Source organism: Chryseobacterium sp. ERMR1:04, assembly GCF_001297705.1.
Classification (GTDB): domain Bacteria; phylum Bacteroidota; class Bacteroidia; order Flavobacteriales; family Weeksellaceae; genus Chryseobacterium.
Genome location: NZ_LIRF01000008.1, coordinates 1,015,706 through 1,038,230, shown reverse-complemented (window position 1 = coordinate 1,038,230; position 22,525 = coordinate 1,015,706). Strand labels below are relative to the sequence as shown.

Below are 22,525 nucleotides of genomic sequence, written 5' to 3'. Positions count from 1 at the left end.
AAAAAGGAGACTAAATAAGTCTCCTCCTTCTTTTTAGTTCATTTTTTCTTCGCCATTTTAGATTTCACAAATCTCTTGCGCTCTTTTACTAAATCAAAACTGCAGGATGTGAAACAATACTTTTCTGCTTCATTTAAAAACTTCAACGCATTTTTTAGACTTCCTCTTTTCTCGGAAAGCAAAGATCTATAAAGCCATATGGTTGATTTATCAATCCCTTTAATTTTTAATGAATAATGGATCAGCTTTTCAGCTTCATGGAAATCTTCGTTATCCAAAAGACATTTGATGTAGTATTGTGGAACATTCAAGTTTGTCACATCGTACAGCATGGCTTCTTCAAAATACAGCTTTGCTTTTTCGTAATCAATTAACATTTCGCTGTAGATTCTTCCCATCAGACACAAGCTATCTGCATCTTCAGGATCGTAAGAAAGCGCATAATTAAGCGCTTCCAGACAATCTGGTAAGCTGTAAGGATAATTATCTAAAGCCTCGAAGTAATATTTACTTTTAGTTAAGGTCATTTTTGTGGTTTTTTAATTCGCTTTTCAGGACGTTTCTCTGTTTTTTGAAAGATTTCTCCTGATAATTCTTTTTAAAATCTGTTCCGGAAAACGTACGGGTCGGATTTCCTCTTTGCACCTGCAAATGATTGTTCCAGGTTTCCTGCATTCTTTTTTCCAATTGCTGAATGTAGACTTCCATCACTTTTTCTTTTAATCTTGTGACAGACAATTTTTTATTCTCCAATTGTGAACGCGTATCCTGCACGAAAACACTTTGCCCCGTTGGTACATGAGTAGCGCGAACTGCCGTGTTTACTTTATTCACATTTTGCCCGCCACTTCCCTGGCTTCTCGTTGTTTGAAACTGGATATCTTTCTCATTGAAATTGATTTTCTCCAACCCTTCCAATTCAAAAATGCCAATGAACCAATTGCTTCTTTTATGCAGTTTTCGGAACGTACTTTTTCCTATCCAACAAATACTTCCTAACCAGGTTTTTAAAAATTCAGTTATATTTTTAGCTTTTAAAAGGATGGTTACGGATTTCAATGTCAGATTTTCATCCCCATTTTCACGGTGTATGATTTCGTAGTCTATATTATTATTTTTTGCTTCCTCAAGGAAAGCCTTCAGCACTTTTGCCACTACCCATTGGCATTCTAAAGGCCCTCTTCCTGAGGTTATTTGTATGAGTTTTTCCATTTTTGTAAAATTTTTAAGATCGCATCTCTGTTTTTTGCTTCTTTAATAAATGTTGGTAATTTTTCTACCATTCGCATTCTGTAAGGTAATCGTGTTCTAAGATCTGATGAAACATAGTTTTCCATTTCCAACAGATGTTCTCTATTTCTAGCCCAGAATAATTTCCCTTTGAAATCTTCCTGAAAATAATAGGAGCATCCAAAAACCTGATCATGGATCAACCCTTCTTCTCTTACCTTAGAATTGAGATATTTCTCAACTTTTGGTTGAATATGAAACCTTGAATCGCATTCCTTGCAATGAACAGATGCATTTTTAGGAGGTCCCTTTAAATTACCCTGTTCATTATGAATATGATGCCCGCAGACAGGACAGTTAATTTTAATGATCGCTTTATAAATGACCAAATCCAATCCACTTTTTTTCACATCACAATGCCTGCATTCTAGTATTGCTTGTTGGTAGCTGTGTTCATTTTTAACCATAGCATCTTCTCCACAATCTGGACAGACAACGAGGGTGTTTTCGTGATAGTTAAAATATTCTTGTTTGTATCTTTTTTTCATTTTTTTAAATTCTTCTTTTTGTCATTACGACAAAGGATATTCAAACCTAACAGGTTTTAAAAACCTGTTAGGTTTAGACCCATTTTGATAATCATCAGTTAAAATCTATCAACCAATTTATCTATCCATCCTCACAATTCTAGGTTGAAAAGTTCCGAGGATATCTACCAGTTCGCTTTGGGCATTCATGACTTCGTTGATGTCTTTGTACGCCATTGGTGCTTCTTCGGTATTCCCGCCCATCAAAGTGACATTCTTTAATTTTAATTCTTTTTTGATGTCATTTTGAGTGAAAAGGTTTCTACATTCTCCTCTTGAAAAAGCTCTTCCCGCTCCATGTGAAGCTGAATTCAAAGAATCTGGATTTCCTTTTCCGCGAACGATAAAACCTTTTGCGGTCATTGAACCCGGAATCATTCCCAATTCATTTTCATTGGCTGGAGTTGCGCCTTTTCTATGGACAATCATTTCTCTTCCGTTGTGAATTTCTTTCCAAGCGAAGTTGTGATGGTTTTCGATTTTAGCTTTTACTCTGCCTCCGACCGCTTTCACCAATCTTCGGTGAATGTCATCGTGACAGGCCGAAGCATAATCTCCTGCCAAATTCATCGCTGTCCAATATTCTAAACCGAGATGGGTATTCAAATCCAGCCAGGCGAAGTTTTGTGCTTCTTTTGGCAACGGGCATTGTTCTGTTGCCACTCTCGTATAATATTGGGCAATCTCAGCGCCCAATCCACGCGAGCCGCTGTGTGAAAGAATTCCGAGGTATTTTCCTTTTGGGAGTCCTATTTGTATGTCTTCTTCCGTAATTTCAACTTCTCCGAATTCTACAAAATGGTTTCCTCCGCCGGAACTCCCCATTTGTTTGATAGCTTTTCCTTTTAATCTTTTCAAAATCGGGATCATATCGAACGTATCTCTGTCGAAAATTTCATGATCAATGTGAGATTTATGCGTTTCATACATCCCGAATTTGGTGTGTTCGGCCAGTGCTTTTTCATATTTATCTTTAGCACCGTCCAGATATGAAATCGGAGTATCCAAAATACTGAGGCTCATTCTGCAACCAATATCCATCCCGACTCCATAAGGAATTACGGCATTATCTACCGCAAGAACTCCACCTATTGGAAGTCCGTAGCCGCTGTGGGCATCGGGCATCAAGGCACCTTGAAGCGCAATCGGAAGTTTCAATCCTGTGTATAATTGATTCTTCGCTTCATCTGAAATATTGTTTCCAAAAATATGAAAAGAAGTACGGTTGGCATTCAACATTCTTTTTTCTGTTTTCTTGGATGAAAGCAAGGCTTCTGCAATTTGTCCGAAGGTTAAATCTTTTTCATAATTCTCCGGATTATCCAGAATTTCCTTTAAAAGAGATTTCACATGATGAATATTTTTAGTCGCAAAATTTCTTTTCATGACTTCCAAAGCGATGTTAACACTCTGATTATTTGGATATCCTATTTTTAATATATCTTTTCCTTTTAATTTTAAATTTCCCATTGTTTTTATTTTAAACATTTATTGGACTCATTCGTCCATAAAATAATCTGCAAATTCTGTTGCGGACATTTTTTTGTAGTGAAAGTATTTTCTACTTTCGATAAGATGTGTTTTGTATTCACCCTTCCACGAGTATGATTTACCATTAATTGTTGTCTGAATAATCCCTTTAATTTTACCTTGATTCAGATATGATTCTAATTCTGCATATTCTTTTTCCAGTTCTGAATTTAAAGGCTTGTAATGAGTAATCATATAAGGTTTTACTCGTAAAGTAAATCTCCATGGCTCGATGAATTCGTAGTATGTATCGTACTTTTTCCTGAACGGATCGTATTCTTCTCTTTTCAGAAAGTATTGTTTTTCTCTGGTTGTTAATCCCAATTTTGGATCATTCCATTGGTAGGGTAAAAGACGATCTAGCTTCTGATCTCTTGGTACATATATTTTTCTTCCGAATTTTCTTTTCTTTTTTAAAAATTTCCGTGTTTCAGAATACATGTAGGTGTTGATCTTCGCAAGAATTCCTTCAAAAAAATTTCCATCTTTAGTTCTTTTTACATCATCCCTGACGACAAAGAATCTTGCAAAACCTTTCTGATAAGGATTTTCCAATGGAACTAACTGAATTTTTCTTCTTGTTTCCCAAAGTTCTCTACTACGCTTATACTTTTTTCTTATCTGCTTTTCTACATCTTTTCTACTTATTCTTTTTCTGCTTTTCAGGCTTCTTAAGCGATGAAACAGAAGGTTATCATTTTCCATTAATTATAGATATTAGAGGTGAAGTATTGGTGGTTTTTTGCCAGTACTTCACATTAAATCTTGTCCAACTAATATTTTAGTTGATAAGTTCTTCAAACCTCATAGGTTTTTGAAACCTATGAGGTTTATTGGCAGAGCGTTATCATTAGCCCCGATTGCAGCGACATCCTTTTTTACGATAGCTTGAAAAAAGCAAAGGCAAAAAAGATATAGCGGAAAGCGGGAAATAGCTCCTAAATTGTATTAAAAATGATTTCAGGGAAATTTGAAGATTGAATTATTGCACAATAAAAAACCCGAAATCTTGCGACTTCGGGTTTTGATATATCATTGTACTGTTATTCTAAGAGTGTACCAAACCACGAAGCCTCACCACCATAAGTGGCAAACCGAAAGGAGAAATATGATCTAATTTGAACATTGCTTCGTTGTTTTTTAATTGGTTAAACTTTATTTTCTGGTGCAAATATATAAAATTTCCCGAAAATGAATATTTTATTTTTATTTTTTTTGCTATTTATCTGTAAATAAGTCTCATTCTCATGAAATTTCATTCTTATAGCACACAAAAGAGTATATTTGTTTTTTAGACTAAAAATTATGAAAAACACTTTATTGAAAACATTATTTTATGTATTCGCAGTTGCGATTCTATTTTCCTGTAATTCTAACAAGAATAGTGATATCCTGAATTATACGACGGATGCCACCTTAGGTTTATCCAGAGTAAATCTTAAAACAATTTCGGATAAGATCCCAGTTGAAAAAATCCTGAAAGAGAAGAAAGACCTAAAAGAAGAAGAAAAATTCTTCTTGCAATTGGTAAGTAAACCCAAAGAATCGGGGATTAATATTGACAAACCTCTTTATTTTATCGTTGACCAAGGAAAATCAACGTATGATCCTGATGTAAAAGCTTTTTTCTGGGTTGATGACAAGGCAAAATTTCAAAAAAGCATGTCTGATCTTACCAAAAGTAAAGTAACGATCGACAAAAAAGATTACATCTATGTAGATGGTAAACTAAGCGGAAGTATAAAAGGTGATATGGCCATCGTAACAACCGATAAGAGCTATAGTCCTTATCCAGGCGGTTATGACTCTATGAATACCCCAAGTATTGATACCTCTTCTAAGCTTAATGAAAAATATTTCACAGATTTCTGGGGCCGTAAAGGAACTTCAAATTCTGCGATAAAAGATCAGGTAGACCAATCTTTGGTTAGTGATAAAGACATTAGCGGATGGGTAAATCTTGCCGCTGTTGCCAGCTATGCATCAAAGGGATATATCGAGACCCTTGCCGTAAATAAATTAATAAAAGATTCCGGAATTGGTTTCGATTTTAATTTTGACAAAGGGAAATCTGAAATGGATACCAAAACTTTCTTCAATGCAGACATGAAGAAGATTGTTGAAAAATATTACAATAAAAACAAGATCAATTACGACTTGGTAAAAAATGTAGAACTAGATAATGCTAAATCTTTCTCTATCGGATTTTTCAGTTTAGATTTTATGAAATATCTGATTAAAGAAGCCGGTTTTGAAGCTACGATCAATCATTATTTATCTTCAACCGACAAAACATTGGAAGACATTACTTCTACTTTTACGGGAGATTATGCATTTGTAGATTTCAAATCTTCTCCTACAGATTCTATAGATTATTACAGAACAAAAAATGCGGTAGTATTAGAATTTAATCCAAAGAAAAAGGCAGATCTTACGTCTTTATTGGCCGGCCCTCTTGGTCAAAGTAAAAAGTATATGATTACTGACAATCAGGTTATTTTCTCTGAAGACAACAATGTAATTTATCAGTTCCAAAATAAAAAGGCAGGAAAAAATGCTAAGCTTGATAAGAAATCAGGTGTTACGGCTTATTCTTGGTCTGATGGTAAAGAATACAATACCAAAGAAAAACCTGCGGTGAAGATCATAGATATGGTGAACGAGACTAAGGAAGACGGAGGAAACATGGTTTCTAAAACGGTATTTACTTTAGATAAAAAAGACGAAAACGCATTGTATTATTTAATAATGAATGGATAATATTATTCTAGAAAATATTTCTCCTAAATATTTCACTCCCAAAGATTTGGAACAGTCACAGATCTGGAAAAAGAACATCACTTTCCAGAAAGGGAAGAAATTCCTGATTGTTGCACCCTCTGGGAGTGGAAAATCTACTTTGGCAACTGCTATTCTCGGAACCCATTTTCAGTATGAGGGAAATATAAAATATGATCAGCAGATTGTAAAAAACCTTCATCTTGAGAAAATTGTAGAAAACAGAAAAGACGGCGTAAGCTTATTATTTCAGGACGTAAGATTAATTAAAGATCTTACGATTTCTGAGAATATTCTGTTGCGTGTTTTTAATCAGGATCGAAAAAAATTCATTCCGCTTATGGAGGAATATGCATCCAGATTAGGCGTAGAAAGTTTATTAAACAAGAAGGCAGAAAACTGCTCGTATGGAGAAAGACAAAGAAGTGCCATCGTAAGAAGTTTGGTGAATCCTACCGATTTTCTGATCTACGACGAATGTTTCAGTCACCTGGATATGGAGAACAAAAAGATTGCTTTTTCATTAATTAATGAAGTGTCTCAAAAAAGTGGAAGTTCAGTTTTATTTTTTGAACTGAATGAATTCCCTTTTGAGCATGATTATCAAATTCTTCATTTATAAGCTTATGAAGAAAATTTTTAACTCAATCATATTGTACGCAGGGTTGTTTATTGCATTCATTCTTGTGGTTTCTTGCCTGCAACTGTACGAAAATGCCAACCGACTTTTCGGAAGTAAAAGCAGTGACAGCAATTACTGGCTGACGTTCAGTAAAAAACTGACGCCTGATAATATCGGAAGAAAAGAACTTCTCGGTTTTAATGAAAATGATGTTGCAAAACTGAGAAAATGGGATGAAATAAAGACCGTTTATCCATTTTCAGCGAATGAATTTAAAGCATCTGCAAACGGTGGCGATTTTATTCCTTTTTATACGGATCTTTATTTTGAAGGTCTGGATTTAAAAGCAATTGATGTTCCATTGACAGATGATGAATTTCAGGTAAAAGGAGACATAATTCCGATTATTATTTCAAGGGAATATCTGAATCTTTATAATTATGGATTTGCTTTAAATCAAGGGCTTCCACAAATTTCAGAAGATTTCGCCAAGAAAATTGAGATCAACATTAATATCATCGTCAATAAACAAAACAAAACCTATAGAGGAAGATTGGTTGGACTTTCCGACCGTATCCACTCCGTTTTGATACCGAAAAAATTTCTTGACTCCTTGAATTTGGCAGAAAAACCTCAACTAGCAAATCAACCTAAAATCTATAACAGAGTTTTGGTTCAGGTGAAGGATTCCGGAGATGAAGGTTTGATTTCAAAAATGAAAGAAAACAATTATGAATCTAATCAGGAAAGCTTGCGCTCAGCCAAGATAAAGTCTAAACTTTTCCTTGTATTAAAAGCAATTGCCGTATTAGGTATTTTCATTTTTGCATTATGCCTTTACATTATTGTAAGCTTTATTAAGATTCAGTTTTTAGAAAAGCAGGAAGAAGTTTCCATTAAAAATAGCTTGGGTTATTCTCCGAAAAAAATGGTGAGTGATATCAGCAGACGTTTCAGTATTCATTTAATGATCGTCTTAGCTTTAAGTTTAATTTTAATAGCTGCCGGACAGTATTTTCTGGCGAAATCCAGTGTATCGAACGGATTGTTATCAATCTATATTAATCCTTGGCTCTGGACAGCAATTATTATTATTCCGATCTTGGTTTATTTCTTTGTAAAAGAATTGATTTACCGATGGTTGCTCCGATCATGGAAAATATAAAATAAACAAATGGCTATCAATTTTTGGTAGTCATTTTTCTTTATTGTAAATGAATCAAGCTGAGGAAAATGCCGTCAATTACTTTTGTCATTCTTTTTAAATCCAGTGTTTCTAATGTGTCTGTTGGTTGATGATAATTTTTATTTCTGAAAAAAGAAGTATCAGTAATCATCATCGCGGAATATCCAAATTTCCAATAGTTTAAATGATCAGAATAGTCGGTTCCTTTAATAAATTGTGGAGCTGAAAAGGTTTCTGTTTTGACCTGATTGGCTTCTACAAAATGATCACTAAAATTGTTTACAAACTCTCCGCCTCCAAACTTTTTAGCTAACGTAATATAATCTCCTCTATTTCCGTAATACCACGAAAGAATTCCCAATGGATAGTCCTGAGAATTATCTTCGTCTTTAAAATATCCAATCATTTCTACACTTGCCATTCCGTACACCTCGATATTATTGTCTTTCAGATATTTTGCATGAACATAGCTGCCCATATTTTCAGTTCTGAAATACGGAGGTTCTTCTAAAGTATAAGCGACCAAATCTATTCTGTAATTGAGTTTTTGCCCTTTAAGCATTCTTGCCAATTCCAATAAGGCCGTAACTCCTGTTGCATTATCATCCGCTCCCTGCTGATCTCCGCAGACATCATAATGAGCCCCAATAATGATTCTCTTTTTGTTCTCCGTCCCAAAAGAACAGATTACATTTTTATACGTTTCTTCTCCAACTTGATATTCTTGGAAGCTTGTGTTGTCGCTGTATTTATTGAAGTTTTGATGAATATATTCTGCAATAGTATTAAGCTGATCAAGATTTTTATAGTTTCGAAATTCGGGAGTTTGAGTAAGTGCTCTTAAATGTTCTTTAACCAAATTTATATCAGCCGGAATAGGAGATTTTTCCGGTACTTGAGCTCTTTTAAAAGGATTAAAGAATACAATTCCTATAAAAAATAAACCCACGAAAAGAATGATGTTTCTTTTCGTGGGTTTTACTATATTTTTGAAATTCATTACAAATTATTTTGAATGTCCACTTTTAATAATTACTCTGTTAACACTCTTGAAAATTTAACCACAAAAGAGGCTAAAGCTATTTGTATGGCTAAAACTGTTTTAATTGTTAGAAAACAAAAGCTATCAAAATAATAAAAATCAAAGATTTTTTAAAACTAATATGGTCTTATTTTCGGCTTATTACTTAAATACTAATATATTAATCTTTTGCTCCTTTTGTGGTAAAAAGAAAAAGTTTAATCCTATTTTTCAATTATATCAAATTATGGATAATCATAAAATTTATTTATTCGCCTAAAAACTTCTTCAAAATATCTACTGCACATTTTGGAAGATTAGTTCCAGGACCGAAGATAAAATCTGCGCCGTTGGCGTACAAGAATTCGTAATCCTGTTGCGGAATTACACCCCCGACAACAATTGTAACGTCATCAGCGCCTAACTTTTTCAATTCTTCCACCACTTGCGGAACCAATGTCTTATGGCCAGCTGCCAGAGAAGATACTCCTAAAATATGAATATCATTTTCCACCGCTTGTTTGGCCACCTCTTCCGGAGTCTGGAATAACGGAGCAACATCCACATCAAATCCCATATCGGCAAATGCTGTAGCCACTACTTTAGCGCCTCTGTCATGACCATCCTGACCCATCTTAGCCACCATAATTCTTGGACGGCGCCCTTCTTCTTCTTCAAATTTTTGAGTAAGAGCTAAGGCTTGTCCGAAATATTCGTTTTTCCCTGCATTCATAGCATATACTCCAGAAATTGTTCTAATATTTGCTTTATATCTGCCGAAGCTTTCTTCCATAGCATCGCTCATTTCGCCAAGCGTCACTCTTCTGCGAGCCGCTTCGATACACAATGCCAACAAATTTCCTTTTCCTGTTTTTGCTGATTCTCTGATTTCATTTAAAATCTGCTCAACAGCTTCGTTATTTCTTTCTTTTTTTATTGACTCTAATCTTTCGATCTGTTTTCTACGAACCTCCGTATTATCGATATCTAAGATCTCTATTGGAGTCTGTTTTAATGAAGATCTGAATGAATTTACCCCAATGATAAATTCTTCTCCACTATCAATTTTAGCTTGTTTTTTGGCTGCTGCTTCTTCAATTCTCATTTTTGGAATTCCTGCTTCGATAGCTTTTGTCATTCCGCCTTCCTTTTCAACCTCATCGATGTATTTCATCGCTTCTTCGATCATCTGTTGGGTCAAGCTTTCCACTAAATTACTTCCACCCATTGGATCTACAACATCGCAAATTCCGCTTTCCTGTTGAAGAATGATTTGTGTATTTCTTGCAATTTTAGCAGAATAATCTGTTGGAAGGGCAATCGCTTCATCCAAAGCATTCGTGTGTAAAGACTGTGTTCCACCCAACGCTGAAGACAATGCTTCAATCGCCGTTCTTGTGATATTATTAAAAGGTTCCTGCTCCGTTAAAGACCAACCAGAAGTCTGTGAGTGCGTTCTTAATGCTAACGATTTCGGATTTTGAGGATTAAATTGCTTCAATAGTTCTGCCCAAATATATCTTGCCGCACGCATTTTAGCAATTTCCATGAAGTGATTCATCCCGATGGCCCAGAAAAATGATAATCTTGGCGCGAAGTCATCTACCTTCATTCCTGCTTTTATTCCTGTTCTTACATATTCCAATCCATCTGCTAACGTGTAAGCCATCTCCAAAACCGGAGTTGCTCCCGCTTCCTGCATGTGATAGCCTGAAATAGAAATTGAGTTGAATTTTGGAATGTTCTGTGCCGTATATTCAAAAATATCAGCGATAATTTTCATGGAAGGTGCAGGTGGATAAATGTAAGTATTTCTTACCATGAATTCCTTCAAAATATCATTCTGAATAGTTCCTGAAAGAAGTTCCTGCTTTATACCCTGTTCTTCGGCTGCTACAATGTAAAAAGATAAAATAGGCAATACCGCACCGTTCATCGTCATAGAAACCGAGATCTGATCTAATGGAATTTCATTAAACAAGATTTTCATATCTTCTATAGAATCAATCGCAACACCTGCTTTCCCAACATCACCAACCACTCTTGCGTGATCTGAATCATATCCTCTGTGCGTTGCCAAATCAAAAGCTACCGAAAGTCCTTTCTGACCAGCCGCTAAGTTTCTTCTGTAAAATGCATTAGACTCTTCTGCCGTAGAAAAACCTGCATACTGACGAACCGTCCAAGGTTTCTGAACATACATCGTAGAATATGGACCTCTTAAATAAGGTGCAATTCCCGGAGAAGTCTGTGTTAAAGATTCATTTTTAACATCGTCTTTTGTATAAGATGATTTTAATTCTAATCCATCTTTTTCGAATGGATAGACTTCGGTTTGTTTTCCAGTTATATTAAATTGAGGAGTTTTGTTTTGAACTTCCCGTCTCATACTTTCAGATTTATTAGATGCCTAAAATTACACATTTTTGAAATAATAAATTACTATTGATAATCTTATGATTAAGTGAACTTTAAAATAAAGTTATGATCTATTACATTTTGTTCAAACTACTATCATTTGCCTGTTATTCAATATTTCAATTATTATCTCCTTATAAATTTTTATTATTTTTGTCAATTCAAATTATTTTAAACTTTAATTAATAAAAACATGAAAAAATTATTATTTTCTGCATCCCTAATTGTTGCTAATTTTGCTTTTGGACAGCTTACTCTTGAACATTCTTTTACAGAGGAACGGACTTTGACGTATTCAACTCCATCCGAAACATATTACGTTTCTAAAACGGTAGACAATAAGCTTAAAATTTATAATTCGAATTATACTCTTTATAAAACGGTGAACGTACCAATGCCGGCAAACTACAGCGTACTAAGTTTTGCGTCAGATAATCTAGATTATATTATCTCAAAAAACATTTTTAATACTGATAGTAAATTCGAATTTCTAATTGCTGTTTATAATTATAATAACAATAGTAATAGTTATGAAACAAAGCTTCTTTTAATTAATGAAGACGGAACTTTGCTTAAAGATTTCAATCCAAATCCTGCTTCTATAAGCTATGCAGAAAAATTTGAAATCTTCCATGATTCAGTATTGAATGTTAATAAGCTGGTTGTACACAATGAGTCTTATATTACTACTATTAATTATAATCCTATCCCCCAAACAGACGTTTATGCGCTACCGACATCTGTATTAACAACAAAAGAAATTCAAGCAGGAACTAAATTATCCGCATTTCCAATTCCAACAAATAAAATCTTAAATATTGTTAATCCCGGAAACGGAGCCAATAAAATACAGGTTTACGACACAACGGGAAAGCTGGTTGTAGACAAATCTTTTTCAACATCTGAAAATAAAATTTCAATTGATGTAGAAAACCTTCCAAAGGGAATTTATATTTACAAAGTAGGAGAACTAAGTTCTAAGTTTACCAAAAACTAATTGTAAGCCTCATAAAAAAATCCGACTGAATATTCAGTCGGATTTATATTTTCAAAGGATTTAAAGAATTATTTTCCTAATTGCTTAATCCCCATTTCATACAAAGCAAAAGACATTTTATCTGCACTTTCACCAATGATCTGTTCCGTAGACCTTCCTGCACCGTGACCTGCATTTTTTTCAATTCTTAATAAAACAGGATTATCACAGCTTTGCTTTTCTTGTAATTCTGCTCCAAATTTAAATGAATGGGCAGGTACTACTCTATCATCGTGATCACTTGTTGTCACCATTGTTGATGGATAGCAAACTTTTTTCACATTGTGTAAAGGCGAATATGATTTTAGATATTCAAACATCTCTTTACTATCTTCTGCTGTTCCGTAGTCATAAGACCAACCTGCGCCAGCAGTAAATTTATTATACCTCAACATATCCAATACACCAACCGCAGGAAATGCTACTTTTGCCAAATCAGGACGAATCGTCATCGTAGCTCCTACTAATAAACCTCCGTTTGAACCTCCGGAAATAGCCATATATTCTTTAGAAGTATAGCCTTTATTTTGTAAATATTCTCCTGCAGCAATGAAATCATCAAAAACATTTTTCTTTTGAAGTTTTGTTCCTGCATCGTGCCATTTTTTCCCATATTCTCCACCTCCACGGATATTTGGAACGGCGTAAACTCCTCCATTTTCCATCCAGATCGCATTAGAAACAGAGAAACCTGGCTGTAAACTTACATTGAAACCTCCGTAAGCATAAAGGATTGTAGGATTTTTGCCGTTAAGTTTAGTTCCTTTTTTATAATTGATCATCATTGGAACTTTCGTTCCGTCTTTTGAAGTATAGAAAACTTGCTCTGAAACATAATCTTCAGGATTAAATTTCACTTTTGGCTTCTGGTATACTTCCGATTTTCCGGAATCTGCATTGAATTTATAAATTGTACCCGGCGTAATATAATTTCCGAATGAGAAATACAGTTCTTTTTCTGTTTTCTTTCCGCCAAATCCATTAACTGTTCCTTTTCCGGGAAGAGCAATTTCTCTAACCAATTTACCCGTTTTATCATATTGTTTTACCTGATCAATAGCATCAATCATATAGGTTGCGAAGAAATATCCACCTGCAGAAGAAACTCCAAGTACATTTTCTGTTTCAGGAATTACATTTTTCCAAGTTTCAGGGGTTGGATTTTTGATGGTTGTTTTTACCAATCGCATGTTGGGTGCATCTTTGTCGGTAGAAATAAAGATATCATCTCCATCCGTATCAACGATATTAGCATTGATGTCAAATCCTTTATTGATCTGAACAAAATCACCTCCTTTCTTAAGGTCTTTTATGTATAATTCGTTTCCATTGGTTGCATTTGCTGCCGAAATAACCAAATATTTTTGATCTTCCGTCACATAGGCTCCCAAATATCTTCTTGGCGTTTTTTCACCTCCAAAGATCAATTTATCATCAGACTGCTTTGTTCCTAATTTATGGAAATATACTTTATGCTTATCTGTCATTCCGGAAAGCACTGTCCCTTCTTTTGGCTTATCATAGCTTGAATAAAAGAACCCTTCATCGCCTAACCAAGAAATTCCGCTGAATTTTACATCAACTAAAGTCTCATCAATTTGCTTTTTTGTAATGGCATCAATGATGATAATCTTGTTCCAGTCACTTCCTCCTTCAGAAATAGAGTAACCGGCTAATGTTCCTTTTTTATTAAATGATAACTGAGCTAAAGAAGTCGTTCCTTTCTCTGAAAATTTATTCGGATCTAGAAAAACTTCTGTTGCCTTGGTTTTATTATTTGTTCTGTAGTAAACTGACTGCGCCTGTAGACCGTCATTTTTTGAATAATAGGTATAATCACCTTCTTTGAAAGGTGCAGAAATTTTTTCGTAATTCCATATTTCCTTCAATTGGCTCTTAATCTGATCTCTAAAAGGGATTTTTGAAAGATAATTTTGAGTAAAATTCACCTCTTCATCAACCCATTTTTTGGTAGCTTCAGAATCATTTTCTAAATCTCTGAAAGGATCTGCTACAGCAGTTCCAAAATAAGTATCTGTCTGATTACTTTTTAATGCTTTAGGATAATTCATTTTTTGAGAATAAAATGTTGCTGAAAACAAAACTCCAGCTGTTAATAAGATAGGTTTAAAATTCATATTGAACGATTTTCTCAAAAATACGGAATCTGGTTAAATAAAAAAACAGATATCTCAAGCTATCTTTCATCTATAGCTACGTGCCAAATAATAATTCTTACCTATGAAAATAGAATCTAATTCAACAATTATATATTTAATACAAAACCAATCTAAAAAGTAATACCAGAGCCTATACTATTAATCCTCACTGATTATTTAACAATATTAAGCCATTCTTATTTTTTATTGATTTCAAACACAAAACATTACTTAGATAAAATAAACAATAAATAATTCTTATTATTTCACTATAAAATGAATTTTGTCTGGTTATTTTTATTATTTTCGAAAAAAATTAATACACTTTTTTAATAACTATGAAAAACAACACCTATTTTGGTAGGCAGTATGTCTTTAGACTACTCCTACTCATTTGGCTTATAGTCCCTTGGGTACTACAAGCACAATCTTTAACACATATCACATGGGATTCCCAAGTTGGATGCAAAGAGTATCGAGGCGATAAAGAAGATGGAAATTCTTCAGAGTCCATTGATACTTCACAGTGTGTCCGTGTTTGTGGAGGCAGTACAGTGAAATATACAGCTACTGGCCCAAACATTTCAAGCGTACAATGGAGTGTTTCAGGGGGAACCCTCGGAAACCTTGTTATAGGAGGAGCAAATACTCAACCTGAAATTACTTGGGATGCAACTGCAGGAAGCGGTTCTATACAAGCAGTAATAACATATACCAATGGTACCGTCGAAACTCAGACAATATGTATAGAAAAAATCAACAGTCCTAGTGCTAAATTCGAAATATTGAATATGGATGATACTGTATGTAAAAATACAATAATCCATTTTAGCAATCTTTCTCACCAAAATGGAGGTACGGATATTGTAAATTATTTCTGGGAGTTCGGAGATGGAACAACCTCTACAGCTTTTGAACCTTCTCATGCCTACACAGATGAAGGACCACACACGGTAAGATTAACTGTTACCAATAAGTGCGGTTGTTCTAATTTTGTGGAGAGAGAATTTAGGGTAATCAGAGCTACTCCTGTACAAATCAACTGTGCTTCTGTAGTATGTGAAGGCAGTACTGAAACGTATAGCGTGGAAGATGGATGTAACGGAGAATGGAAAGTAATTGGGGGTACAATCGTAGGCCACAATGGAAATACCATCGAAGTGAAATGGGATCACGTAGATCCAACTGACGGATTCGGTTATGTAATGTATAAATCCGAGTGTGGCTGTCCTGAATGGACTACTATAAAAATTCCTGTAATTTTAGCTCACGCGAAAATTAAAGGGGAATCCGTTGTATGCGCTAACAAGCAGTATAAATATACACTTCCTCAGTGGCCTACTACCAATTTCCAATGGAATGTATCAGGTCCTTCCGGAGCTCAATTGAATTATAATCAGCAACGAAATGAAGTGCTTTTTTCTGCAAGCCAACCAGGAACTTATACTCTGACATCAAATTATAATAATACATTACTATTATGTAAAGGAGATGCATCAATAACTATTGTAGTAGAAGAGCCTGTAGTCATAAGTGGAGGAGCAGAAGAAATCTGCGTGGGAACAAGCCAGACATTTACTGCTACACCTAATGTACCTGTTATTTGGAAAATATCCACAGGAAGCTCAGTATATACTTCCCCTCCAACCACTGGTCCTTTCAATTACACATTTCCAACAGCAGGTTCCTACACCGTTATAGCAACCAAACAAGGAGGAGGCTGTGAAAGTAATACTAGATTGATTAAAGTAATATCAATTCCGAGAAGACCAGCAGCACCTATATTAGGTGACATCAAAGTATGTCCTGGGAAGCCCTATACCTATACAATTAGCTTTGTTGAAAGTGGCATGTTACCCGTTTGGGAAGTTACCAACGGAACCATTCAAGGAAGCAATACAGGAACTTCGGTAACTGTTATATTTAATTCTGGAGCTACATCATATACTGTATCTGTACGCACCAGATTAGCTTCAAGCACAGTAAGTTGTCTTTCTCCCCCCAACACACTTACTATAAATCCTATAGATCTCAATAGTATTACCATTAATCCTAATCCGGGGCCTTTCTGCCCAAGTAGTACGCAATCGTTCAGTGCCAATTTAAATGGTATTGTTCCTGATGTTATGGAGTGGAGGTTTGAAAGCCCTAATTTTGGAAGTTTTGCAAACGGTCAAGGTACAGGTAATATTGTTGTGAATTTCAATGAAATTTCTAGTACAGACCATACTAATTTAATTTTAAAAATTACAAAATGTGGAATAGTAAAAGAGATTAGCATTCCGGTCTCATTATTAACACTCCCTACGGTTAGCTTTGCCAATACAGCAAATATTTGCTTAGGTTCAGATCTTTCATTTTCTGTCAACCAGGGGACAATTACCTCTGCAACAAGTGTGATCTTTACTTTTGCTAATGGAACGACTTACCCAGCAACGTTCAATGCATTAGGAAATTATACTTTTCCAAATTCGGGATATATTCAAAATAACTCTGGAGCTAACATTTCTCAGCAAGTTACTGTAGAATTTGTAGGCACTAACGGATGTAACTACAGACCTAAAGCTGTAGCCAATTTTATTGTATACCCTGAAACAATCATTACTGTTTCACCCGTATATAATATTATAGTATGCGACCCTTCAACCTTTTCTCCGTATACCCTTATGGCCAATAGCTCTACAGGACTTACAAATATCGTTTCTTGGCAATGGTCTCATAATGATATACCCATTTCAGGAGCCATAACTAATTCTTTTACAATACTACCAGGAGCAGGTATCTTTGGTACATATAAAGTAAAAGCAAAAGACGTTAATGGATGTACGGTTTACTCACAAGATATAAAAGTAACCCAAGATTGCCCTCTTAGCAACTGTAATGCTAATCCTCAGATTAGTTTTATTCCAAAATGGACAGACTGTAACACCATTACAGCAAGTAACCTAACCTATTCTGGAACACCGGACGAGATCCAATGGGTTTCTAACAGTGTCCTAAATTTAGTTTCGCCACAGGGAGCAACTAATGCTACGTTCCAGACCACTCTTGCAGGGGCACATATTGTTTTTGTGAGGCTTAGATATGGTACATGTTGGTATAGCCAAGGAATAGAAGTACAGAAAAATTATGAACCAAAGTTTAATGTTAGCCAGGTTTGTAATGGTAATGGATATAATGTCACATTGCACAATACATCTACAATATTTAACATTAACGGAAGTTCTATTTCCTACTCATTCAGTGGAGGTGGTCAGCCTACTCAGAATGGACAAACGGCTACGTACAATAATCTGGCACCAGGCACTTACACCTTTACCATGACAATATCCGCCCCAGGTAAACCAGTATGTACCACGACACAGACTATTACATTAGCTCCAATACCAAATTTAGACTTTTTAATTCCCGCTTGGATATGTGTTGGCGATGTAGTTACATTCAGCCCAATAGGCTATAGCCCTCTCAATAAATATACTTGGTATTTTGATGGAACTTCTTATGTGGCTCCAGGAGCAAATGCTCAGATCACCTACAATACAGGAGGATTCAAATCAATACAATTAGAAGTTACTACACCTAATGGGTGCACATACACATCTCTTCCTATAAGTATCAATGTGAATGTAGCTAATTTCACTGGATTCCTTTCACCTCTCAATTCTACTGAATGTGTAGGAAATAATCCCAATATTATATATAATAATACATCATTTACATCTCCTACAGGCTATATCTGGATGAATGGTTCTCAACCGGTTGTAGGAGCTCCCAATTCTATAAGCTTTACTCCAACGCAATCAGGAAGCTATTGGCCCGTATTAGTATCTTCACTTGGTTGTAAGTCATATGTTATGAGTCAAAATCCAGCAATAGTAACATTGAAAACAGTTCCGTATGTTAATATATCGGCAAAAGCTAACATCTGTACGGGACAATCAGTAGTACTTAGCGGTATTGTAACGGATAACACATTGCAATATCAATGGAAAAAGAATGGAGCATTAGTATCGTTACCATGGGCTTCATCACCTTATCCTATCGTTCTTAACACAGGATCATTATCTACAGGAACATATGTATATACTCTTGAAGTAAGAACTCCCGGAACATCTGGATGTATTGGTTCAAAAAACTTTACCGTTACCGTTAGTAATCCACCGGCAGCGCCAAGCATAACGTACACTAAAGAAAGTTGTCAGCCTTACGCTATCAAATTAACAGCATCTGGACCTTCTAATGGAGACTATAACTGGAGTAATGGTATGAGTGGACAATCCATTACCGTTAATGAGGGAGGCGCTTATCAGGTTATTTATACTGCACCAAGCGGTTGTACTTCATCTTCTCAGGTACAAGTACCATTAAGTATTGAAAGCTTAATATGGGTATTCCCTACAGGTTGCTATGATGAATGCACAAGAGAAGGTCGCAGTATCTTAGGTCCAAAAGGAATATTCAATCATCATGATTGGCAGTTATTTGGAAACAATATCCAAAGCGGAAATAACAGTTTGATTAATCCGCTATTTATCAATACGCCGGGATCTTATCAATTATACATTGAGCATTTTGGATGTCAATATACTGCTGGAACGATGAATTTCTTCCCAGGTAAAGAATGTGGAATAGAGACACAGTGTAAATTGGAAGCAAAAATTGATCCTATGAAATGGGATAAAGATCATTATAATGTCTATGGAAGCATTTATAATGGAGCAACTTCACCAATAACTCTTACGGTTTCCAGTCTTAACGGGTATGGAAGTTATATTCCATCTATCATTACAATTCCTGCAGGAGGTACCTATGATATGTCTGCTAATCCATTGGCATTCTATCCGAACAATAGTTTCCCTGGAGGAGCTGATGAAATATTGTTTCAGACTCAAGATTGCAAGATTGTTGTAAAAGTGGAGGTTCCAAATTTTGAAAACAAATTGGCAATTTCTAAGTCAGAGAGTACAGCTTCGCTTTCTTCTCTGAAAATAGCACCAAATCCCGCAAAGGAAAAAGTGAGAATTTCTTATAATACAGGCAGTGAAAAACTGCAGGCAAAACAAATTACGATTTTTGATGCCAGAGGCAATATCAAATTCCGTAAGGAGCTTAAAGCGTCCTCTGGAGAGGTAGACGTAGAAGTTTCCAGTTGGCTGCAGAGTGTTTACATTGTCATTGTACAAACAGGAGATACATCACTACAAGGCAAATTGATTAAAAACTAATCATATATAATGCAATGTTCTCTTCGGAGAACATTGTTTTTTTATAGTATGTAATAATTAAATAAAATTTTATGATACAATTTAAAAACAAACTGTGGACATTATTTTTGATAATACCCGTATTATCTTTTAGCCAAAATTACCAATGGCAATGGGCTAAACAAGCTGGTGGCCAAACAGGCTCTGTCGATCCAGGATTTAATTATTTAAATGATGAATCTATACGGGATATTGTAGTTGATAGCAACAATAATACTTATTATCTAGCAACTGTATGGGCACAAAATCAGAACTTAGATGCTGTAGCAGTAAATAATTATGGCCTTCGTGATCTTTTGCTTTTTTCTACCGACTGTCAAGGAAACGTAAGATGGTCGAGAACCATAGGGGGTTCTGGAGATGGTGAAAACGCTTGGAATCTTGAGGTAGATAATAATGGAGGGCTTTATATAATGGCTACCATTTATAATGGTTCTGATAGTAATGATCCGAATGCTGTCCCTATGCATTTTGATGACACTCATACAATACCTCTATATACATACACTAATCAGACGACTCCTGACCCAGGATATAAATCAGCCTATTTATTGAAATACAATACCGCTGACGGAAAACTTGCATGGAGTAAATCCTTACAGGGAGACGTCAGCATAACAACCCGTATTGTCGATTCTCAAATGATGTATATGGATTCTTCAAAAAATATTCATACAATTTTAGGCTTTAGGGCAGGTACTCATTTAGGAGGATTAATTACCGTACCTTCTACATATACGTCATCGTTTCAATATTATTTGGTTAAATTTAACTACGATTATAACACTGGGGATATGATCCCCGCTGCCCCTTTATTACTTCCTATTACTGGAGATTTAAGGGTTGGAGCAGAAGATGGAAAAGTTAATTTAGTATATGATGAAAGCTTAAACCGATATTATCTGGCAGGTAAAAGAATGGCAGGAGACTATTCTGGTGTTTTGGCAGATTTTTCTTATAATGGTATTTCTTTTACTAAGCCTGCTTATATGTTGGCATTTAACGGTAGTACCGGCGCAGAAGTATGGAGAAAAGAACTTGATAATAACTTACCAAATTTTCCAGATGTCGAAATTCATTCTATCATAAAAGAGCCCAATTCTTCTAGTCTTTATATTTCTGGACGCTATGTTTCAACAACAGATGCTGCAACTTTTGGAAATTACACGTTCCCTATACCTGCCTATGGAGGGCAAAAACCTTTTGTTATGAAGCTTAACTCTGATGGCGTGGTGCAATGGGCTAAAATTCCTGACGGAATTCCCAATTTGACTAATGAAGGCTACCGTTTTATGAAAGGAACAATTGCTCTTAATGGAAATGAAATAGCATTTGCCCATGGAAGCTGGGGAAGTACTTGGGGTAGTTATACCATGACACGTCCTAGCGGAGACCGCGCAGACCCAATATTAGTTCGTTTTAACAAGGATACAGGCTCCATACTGGGATTGGGAAATATCCTTAGTAATTATGGAATGGTAGATGAGTTTACAGCAATTACGGTAGATAAAGATGGGAACTATATATTAGGAGGCTTTTTTCATCAGCAATTATTTACTGATCCGAATGACAATGTCAATACAATGGCAGTCAACGTAGCGGGAGGCAAATCTCAAAATTTCTTTACAAAGTACTCCAAATCAACATGTAACGCACTTTCTGTAGAAGAAACGGCCGCTCAGGCGGGAATACAAATATATCCAAATCCTGTACAGGATATTCTCAATATAAAAAGTAAAGAACCTTTAGTGTCTTATGAGCTTTACGGATCTACAGGACAATTGGTAAAACAAGGAAGCTTTAGTACTACACAAGAACAATTGGGAGTATCATCCCTTCAAACAGGAATCTACTATATCAAACTTAAAACTAAATCTTCTACCGTGACGGAGAAATTTATTAAAAAGTAAAATACAAATTCTAATTAAGAATTAAAAAGCAGTGTTTCGTAAAGAGAACACTGCTTTTTTTATGAGACGCAATACTTAAATATTAAATTCTAAGTATTGTAAGAAATATTATTTTGGTTCAAAACTCTCAAAATAGAAATCAGTTAATTTAGAAACAATATCATCGGGGCTGCCGTTCCAATAGTAAACTTTTCCACCTTCTGATAATTGATATAAACTAAATTCCTGATCTGTTGTTACCGTTTTATCTGCATTTTTAAACTCTTCCGTAATCTGAATTAAATACTTTTTCAAATCCTCAGACTTTACTTTTTTCGGATTTGTAATCGGCATATCAGATAACTTAGAAGGCACTTTAAAACTAACAGAATAGTTGATCAAAGCTATTTTTTGATCTTTTACATATTCATTTTCAATCATTTTCACATTCGTTATCGATACCTTTCCGTTTTTGAAATTATCCGTCATAATCTTGAAATAATCTTCAGCTTCTTTTCTGCAATCATTGGCTGTATTCTTATGAAAAGTAGATAAAAAACTGTCAACTCCTGCTTTCAAAGTTTCGTCTGCCGTTTCTTTTAGATTAATTTCATACGCATTCTTCCCCTCTACGGTCGGCTTCAAATACTCATTAAGCTTTGCAAGAGCTGCATCGTCATACTTCACGAAAGTATCAAAGTAAAATCCAAAAACATCACTTGGTTTTTTAACTTCTTGGGCATTAAAATTTTGGGCAAACAAGGCCAACATTAAAAATAAAATGATCTTATAATTTTTCATAACT

The 22,525-nt window shown here is 35.1% G+C and carries 15 protein-coding genes; 6 read left to right on the top strand and 9 right to left on the bottom strand.

Features of this window, described 5'->3' with window-relative positions:
* Positions 1 to 38: 38 nt before the first annotated feature.
* The 5 genes from AMQ68_RS21935 to AMQ68_RS21915 all read right to left on the bottom strand — a co-directional run bounded on the left by AMQ68_RS21935 (position 39) and on the right by AMQ68_RS21915 (position 4,052).
* A complete protein-coding gene (locus AMQ68_RS21935) occupies positions 39 to 527 on the bottom strand; it encodes a hypothetical protein (RefSeq protein ID WP_054512703.1) in 489 nt (162 codons plus the stop codon).
* Positions 514 to 1,212: a peptide chain release factor H gene (prfH, locus tag AMQ68_RS21930; protein ID WP_054512702.1), complete on the bottom strand. Its 699-nt coding sequence runs from the start codon at positions 1,210 to 1,212 to the stop codon at positions 514 to 516. The genes AMQ68_RS21935 and prfH overlap by 14 nt, the downstream gene beginning before the upstream one ends.
* Positions 1,191 to 1,778, bottom strand: coding sequence for a hypothetical protein (locus AMQ68_RS21925; protein ID WP_054512701.1), 588 nt, complete (start codon positions 1,776 to 1,778; stop codon positions 1,191 to 1,193). Before AMQ68_RS21925 ends, prfH begins: the two co-directional genes overlap by 22 nt.
* A gap of 117 nt (positions 1,779 to 1,895) precedes the next feature.
* Entirely contained in the window at positions 1,896 to 3,287 is a 1,392-nt protein-coding gene (locus AMQ68_RS21920) for an RtcB family protein (protein WP_054512899.1), read from the bottom strand.
* 27 nt (positions 3,288 to 3,314) lie between these two features.
* Entirely contained in the window at positions 3,315 to 4,052 is a 738-nt protein-coding gene (locus AMQ68_RS21915) for a hypothetical protein (RefSeq protein ID WP_054512700.1), read from the bottom strand.
* A 600-nt stretch (positions 4,053 to 4,652) separates the two neighbouring features.
* Between AMQ68_RS21915 and AMQ68_RS21910 the strand changes: the two genes are divergently transcribed.
* The 3 genes from AMQ68_RS21910 to AMQ68_RS21900 are packed head-to-tail and all read left to right on the top strand — an operon-like array spanning position 4,653 to position 7,912.
* Positions 4,653 to 6,107, top strand: a complete 1,455-nt coding sequence (locus tag AMQ68_RS21910) for a hypothetical protein (protein ID WP_054512699.1) — start codon at positions 4,653 to 4,655, stop codon at positions 6,105 to 6,107.
* On the top strand, positions 6,100 to 6,747 hold the full coding sequence (locus AMQ68_RS21905) for an ATP-binding cassette domain-containing protein (RefSeq protein ID WP_054512698.1): 648 nt from the start codon (positions 6,100 to 6,102) through the stop codon (positions 6,745 to 6,747). Before AMQ68_RS21910 ends, AMQ68_RS21905 begins: the two co-directional genes overlap by 8 nt.
* A gap of 4 nt (positions 6,748 to 6,751) precedes the next feature.
* On the top strand, positions 6,752 to 7,912 hold the full coding sequence (locus AMQ68_RS21900; RefSeq protein WP_160318006.1) for an FtsX-like permease family protein: 1,161 nt from the start codon (positions 6,752 to 6,754) through the stop codon (positions 7,910 to 7,912).
* A gap of 40 nt (positions 7,913 to 7,952) precedes the next feature.
* Here the strand turns inward: AMQ68_RS21900 and AMQ68_RS21895 are convergent, their stop codons facing one another.
* Together AMQ68_RS21895 and scpA are read right to left on the bottom strand one after the other, a co-directional pair.
* The gene (locus tag AMQ68_RS21895; protein ID WP_082384214.1) at positions 7,953 to 8,933 is read right to left on the bottom strand and encodes a M28 family peptidase; all 981 of its coding nucleotides are present in this window, start codon (positions 8,931 to 8,933) and stop codon (positions 7,953 to 7,955) included.
* A 289-nt stretch (positions 8,934 to 9,222) separates the two neighbouring features.
* Positions 9,223 to 11,343 (bottom strand): methylmalonyl-CoA mutase, encoded by a 2,121-nt coding sequence (gene scpA / locus AMQ68_RS21890; protein WP_054512696.1) that lies wholly within the window; start codon positions 11,341 to 11,343, stop codon positions 9,223 to 9,225.
* A gap of 222 nt (positions 11,344 to 11,565) precedes the next feature.
* Here scpA and AMQ68_RS21885 point away from each other — a divergent pair, with 222 nt between their 5' ends.
* Positions 11,566 to 12,369 carry a T9SS type A sorting domain-containing protein gene (locus AMQ68_RS21885; protein WP_054512695.1) on the top strand — a complete coding sequence of 268 codons (804 nt, stop codon included), beginning with the start codon at positions 11,566 to 11,568 and terminating at the stop codon, positions 12,367 to 12,369.
* A 68-nt stretch (positions 12,370 to 12,437) separates the two neighbouring features.
* On the opposite strand, the gene AMQ68_RS21880 is transcribed toward AMQ68_RS21885, so the two are convergent.
* Positions 12,438 to 14,546, bottom strand: a complete 2,109-nt coding sequence (locus tag AMQ68_RS21880; protein ID WP_054512694.1) for a prolyl oligopeptidase family protein — start codon at positions 14,544 to 14,546, stop codon at positions 12,438 to 12,440.
* Between the two features lie 359 nt (positions 14,547 to 14,905).
* Between AMQ68_RS21880 and AMQ68_RS21875 the strand changes: the two genes are divergently transcribed.
* Both AMQ68_RS21875 and AMQ68_RS21870 read left to right on the top strand, forming a co-directional pair.
* Entirely contained in the window at positions 14,906 to 19,792 is a 4,887-nt protein-coding gene (locus tag AMQ68_RS21875; protein WP_054512693.1) for a PKD domain-containing protein, read from the top strand.
* A 71-nt stretch (positions 19,793 to 19,863) separates the two neighbouring features.
* Entirely contained in the window at positions 19,864 to 21,741 is a 1,878-nt protein-coding gene (locus tag AMQ68_RS21870; protein WP_054512692.1) for a T9SS type A sorting domain-containing protein, read from the top strand.
* Positions 21,742 to 21,849: 108 nt separating this feature from the next.
* Here the strand turns inward: AMQ68_RS21870 and AMQ68_RS21865 are convergent, their stop codons facing one another.
* Positions 21,850 to 22,521, bottom strand: a complete 672-nt coding sequence (locus tag AMQ68_RS21865; protein WP_054512691.1) for a hypothetical protein — start codon at positions 22,519 to 22,521, stop codon at positions 21,850 to 21,852.
* Positions 22,522 to 22,525: the final 4 nt, after the last annotated feature.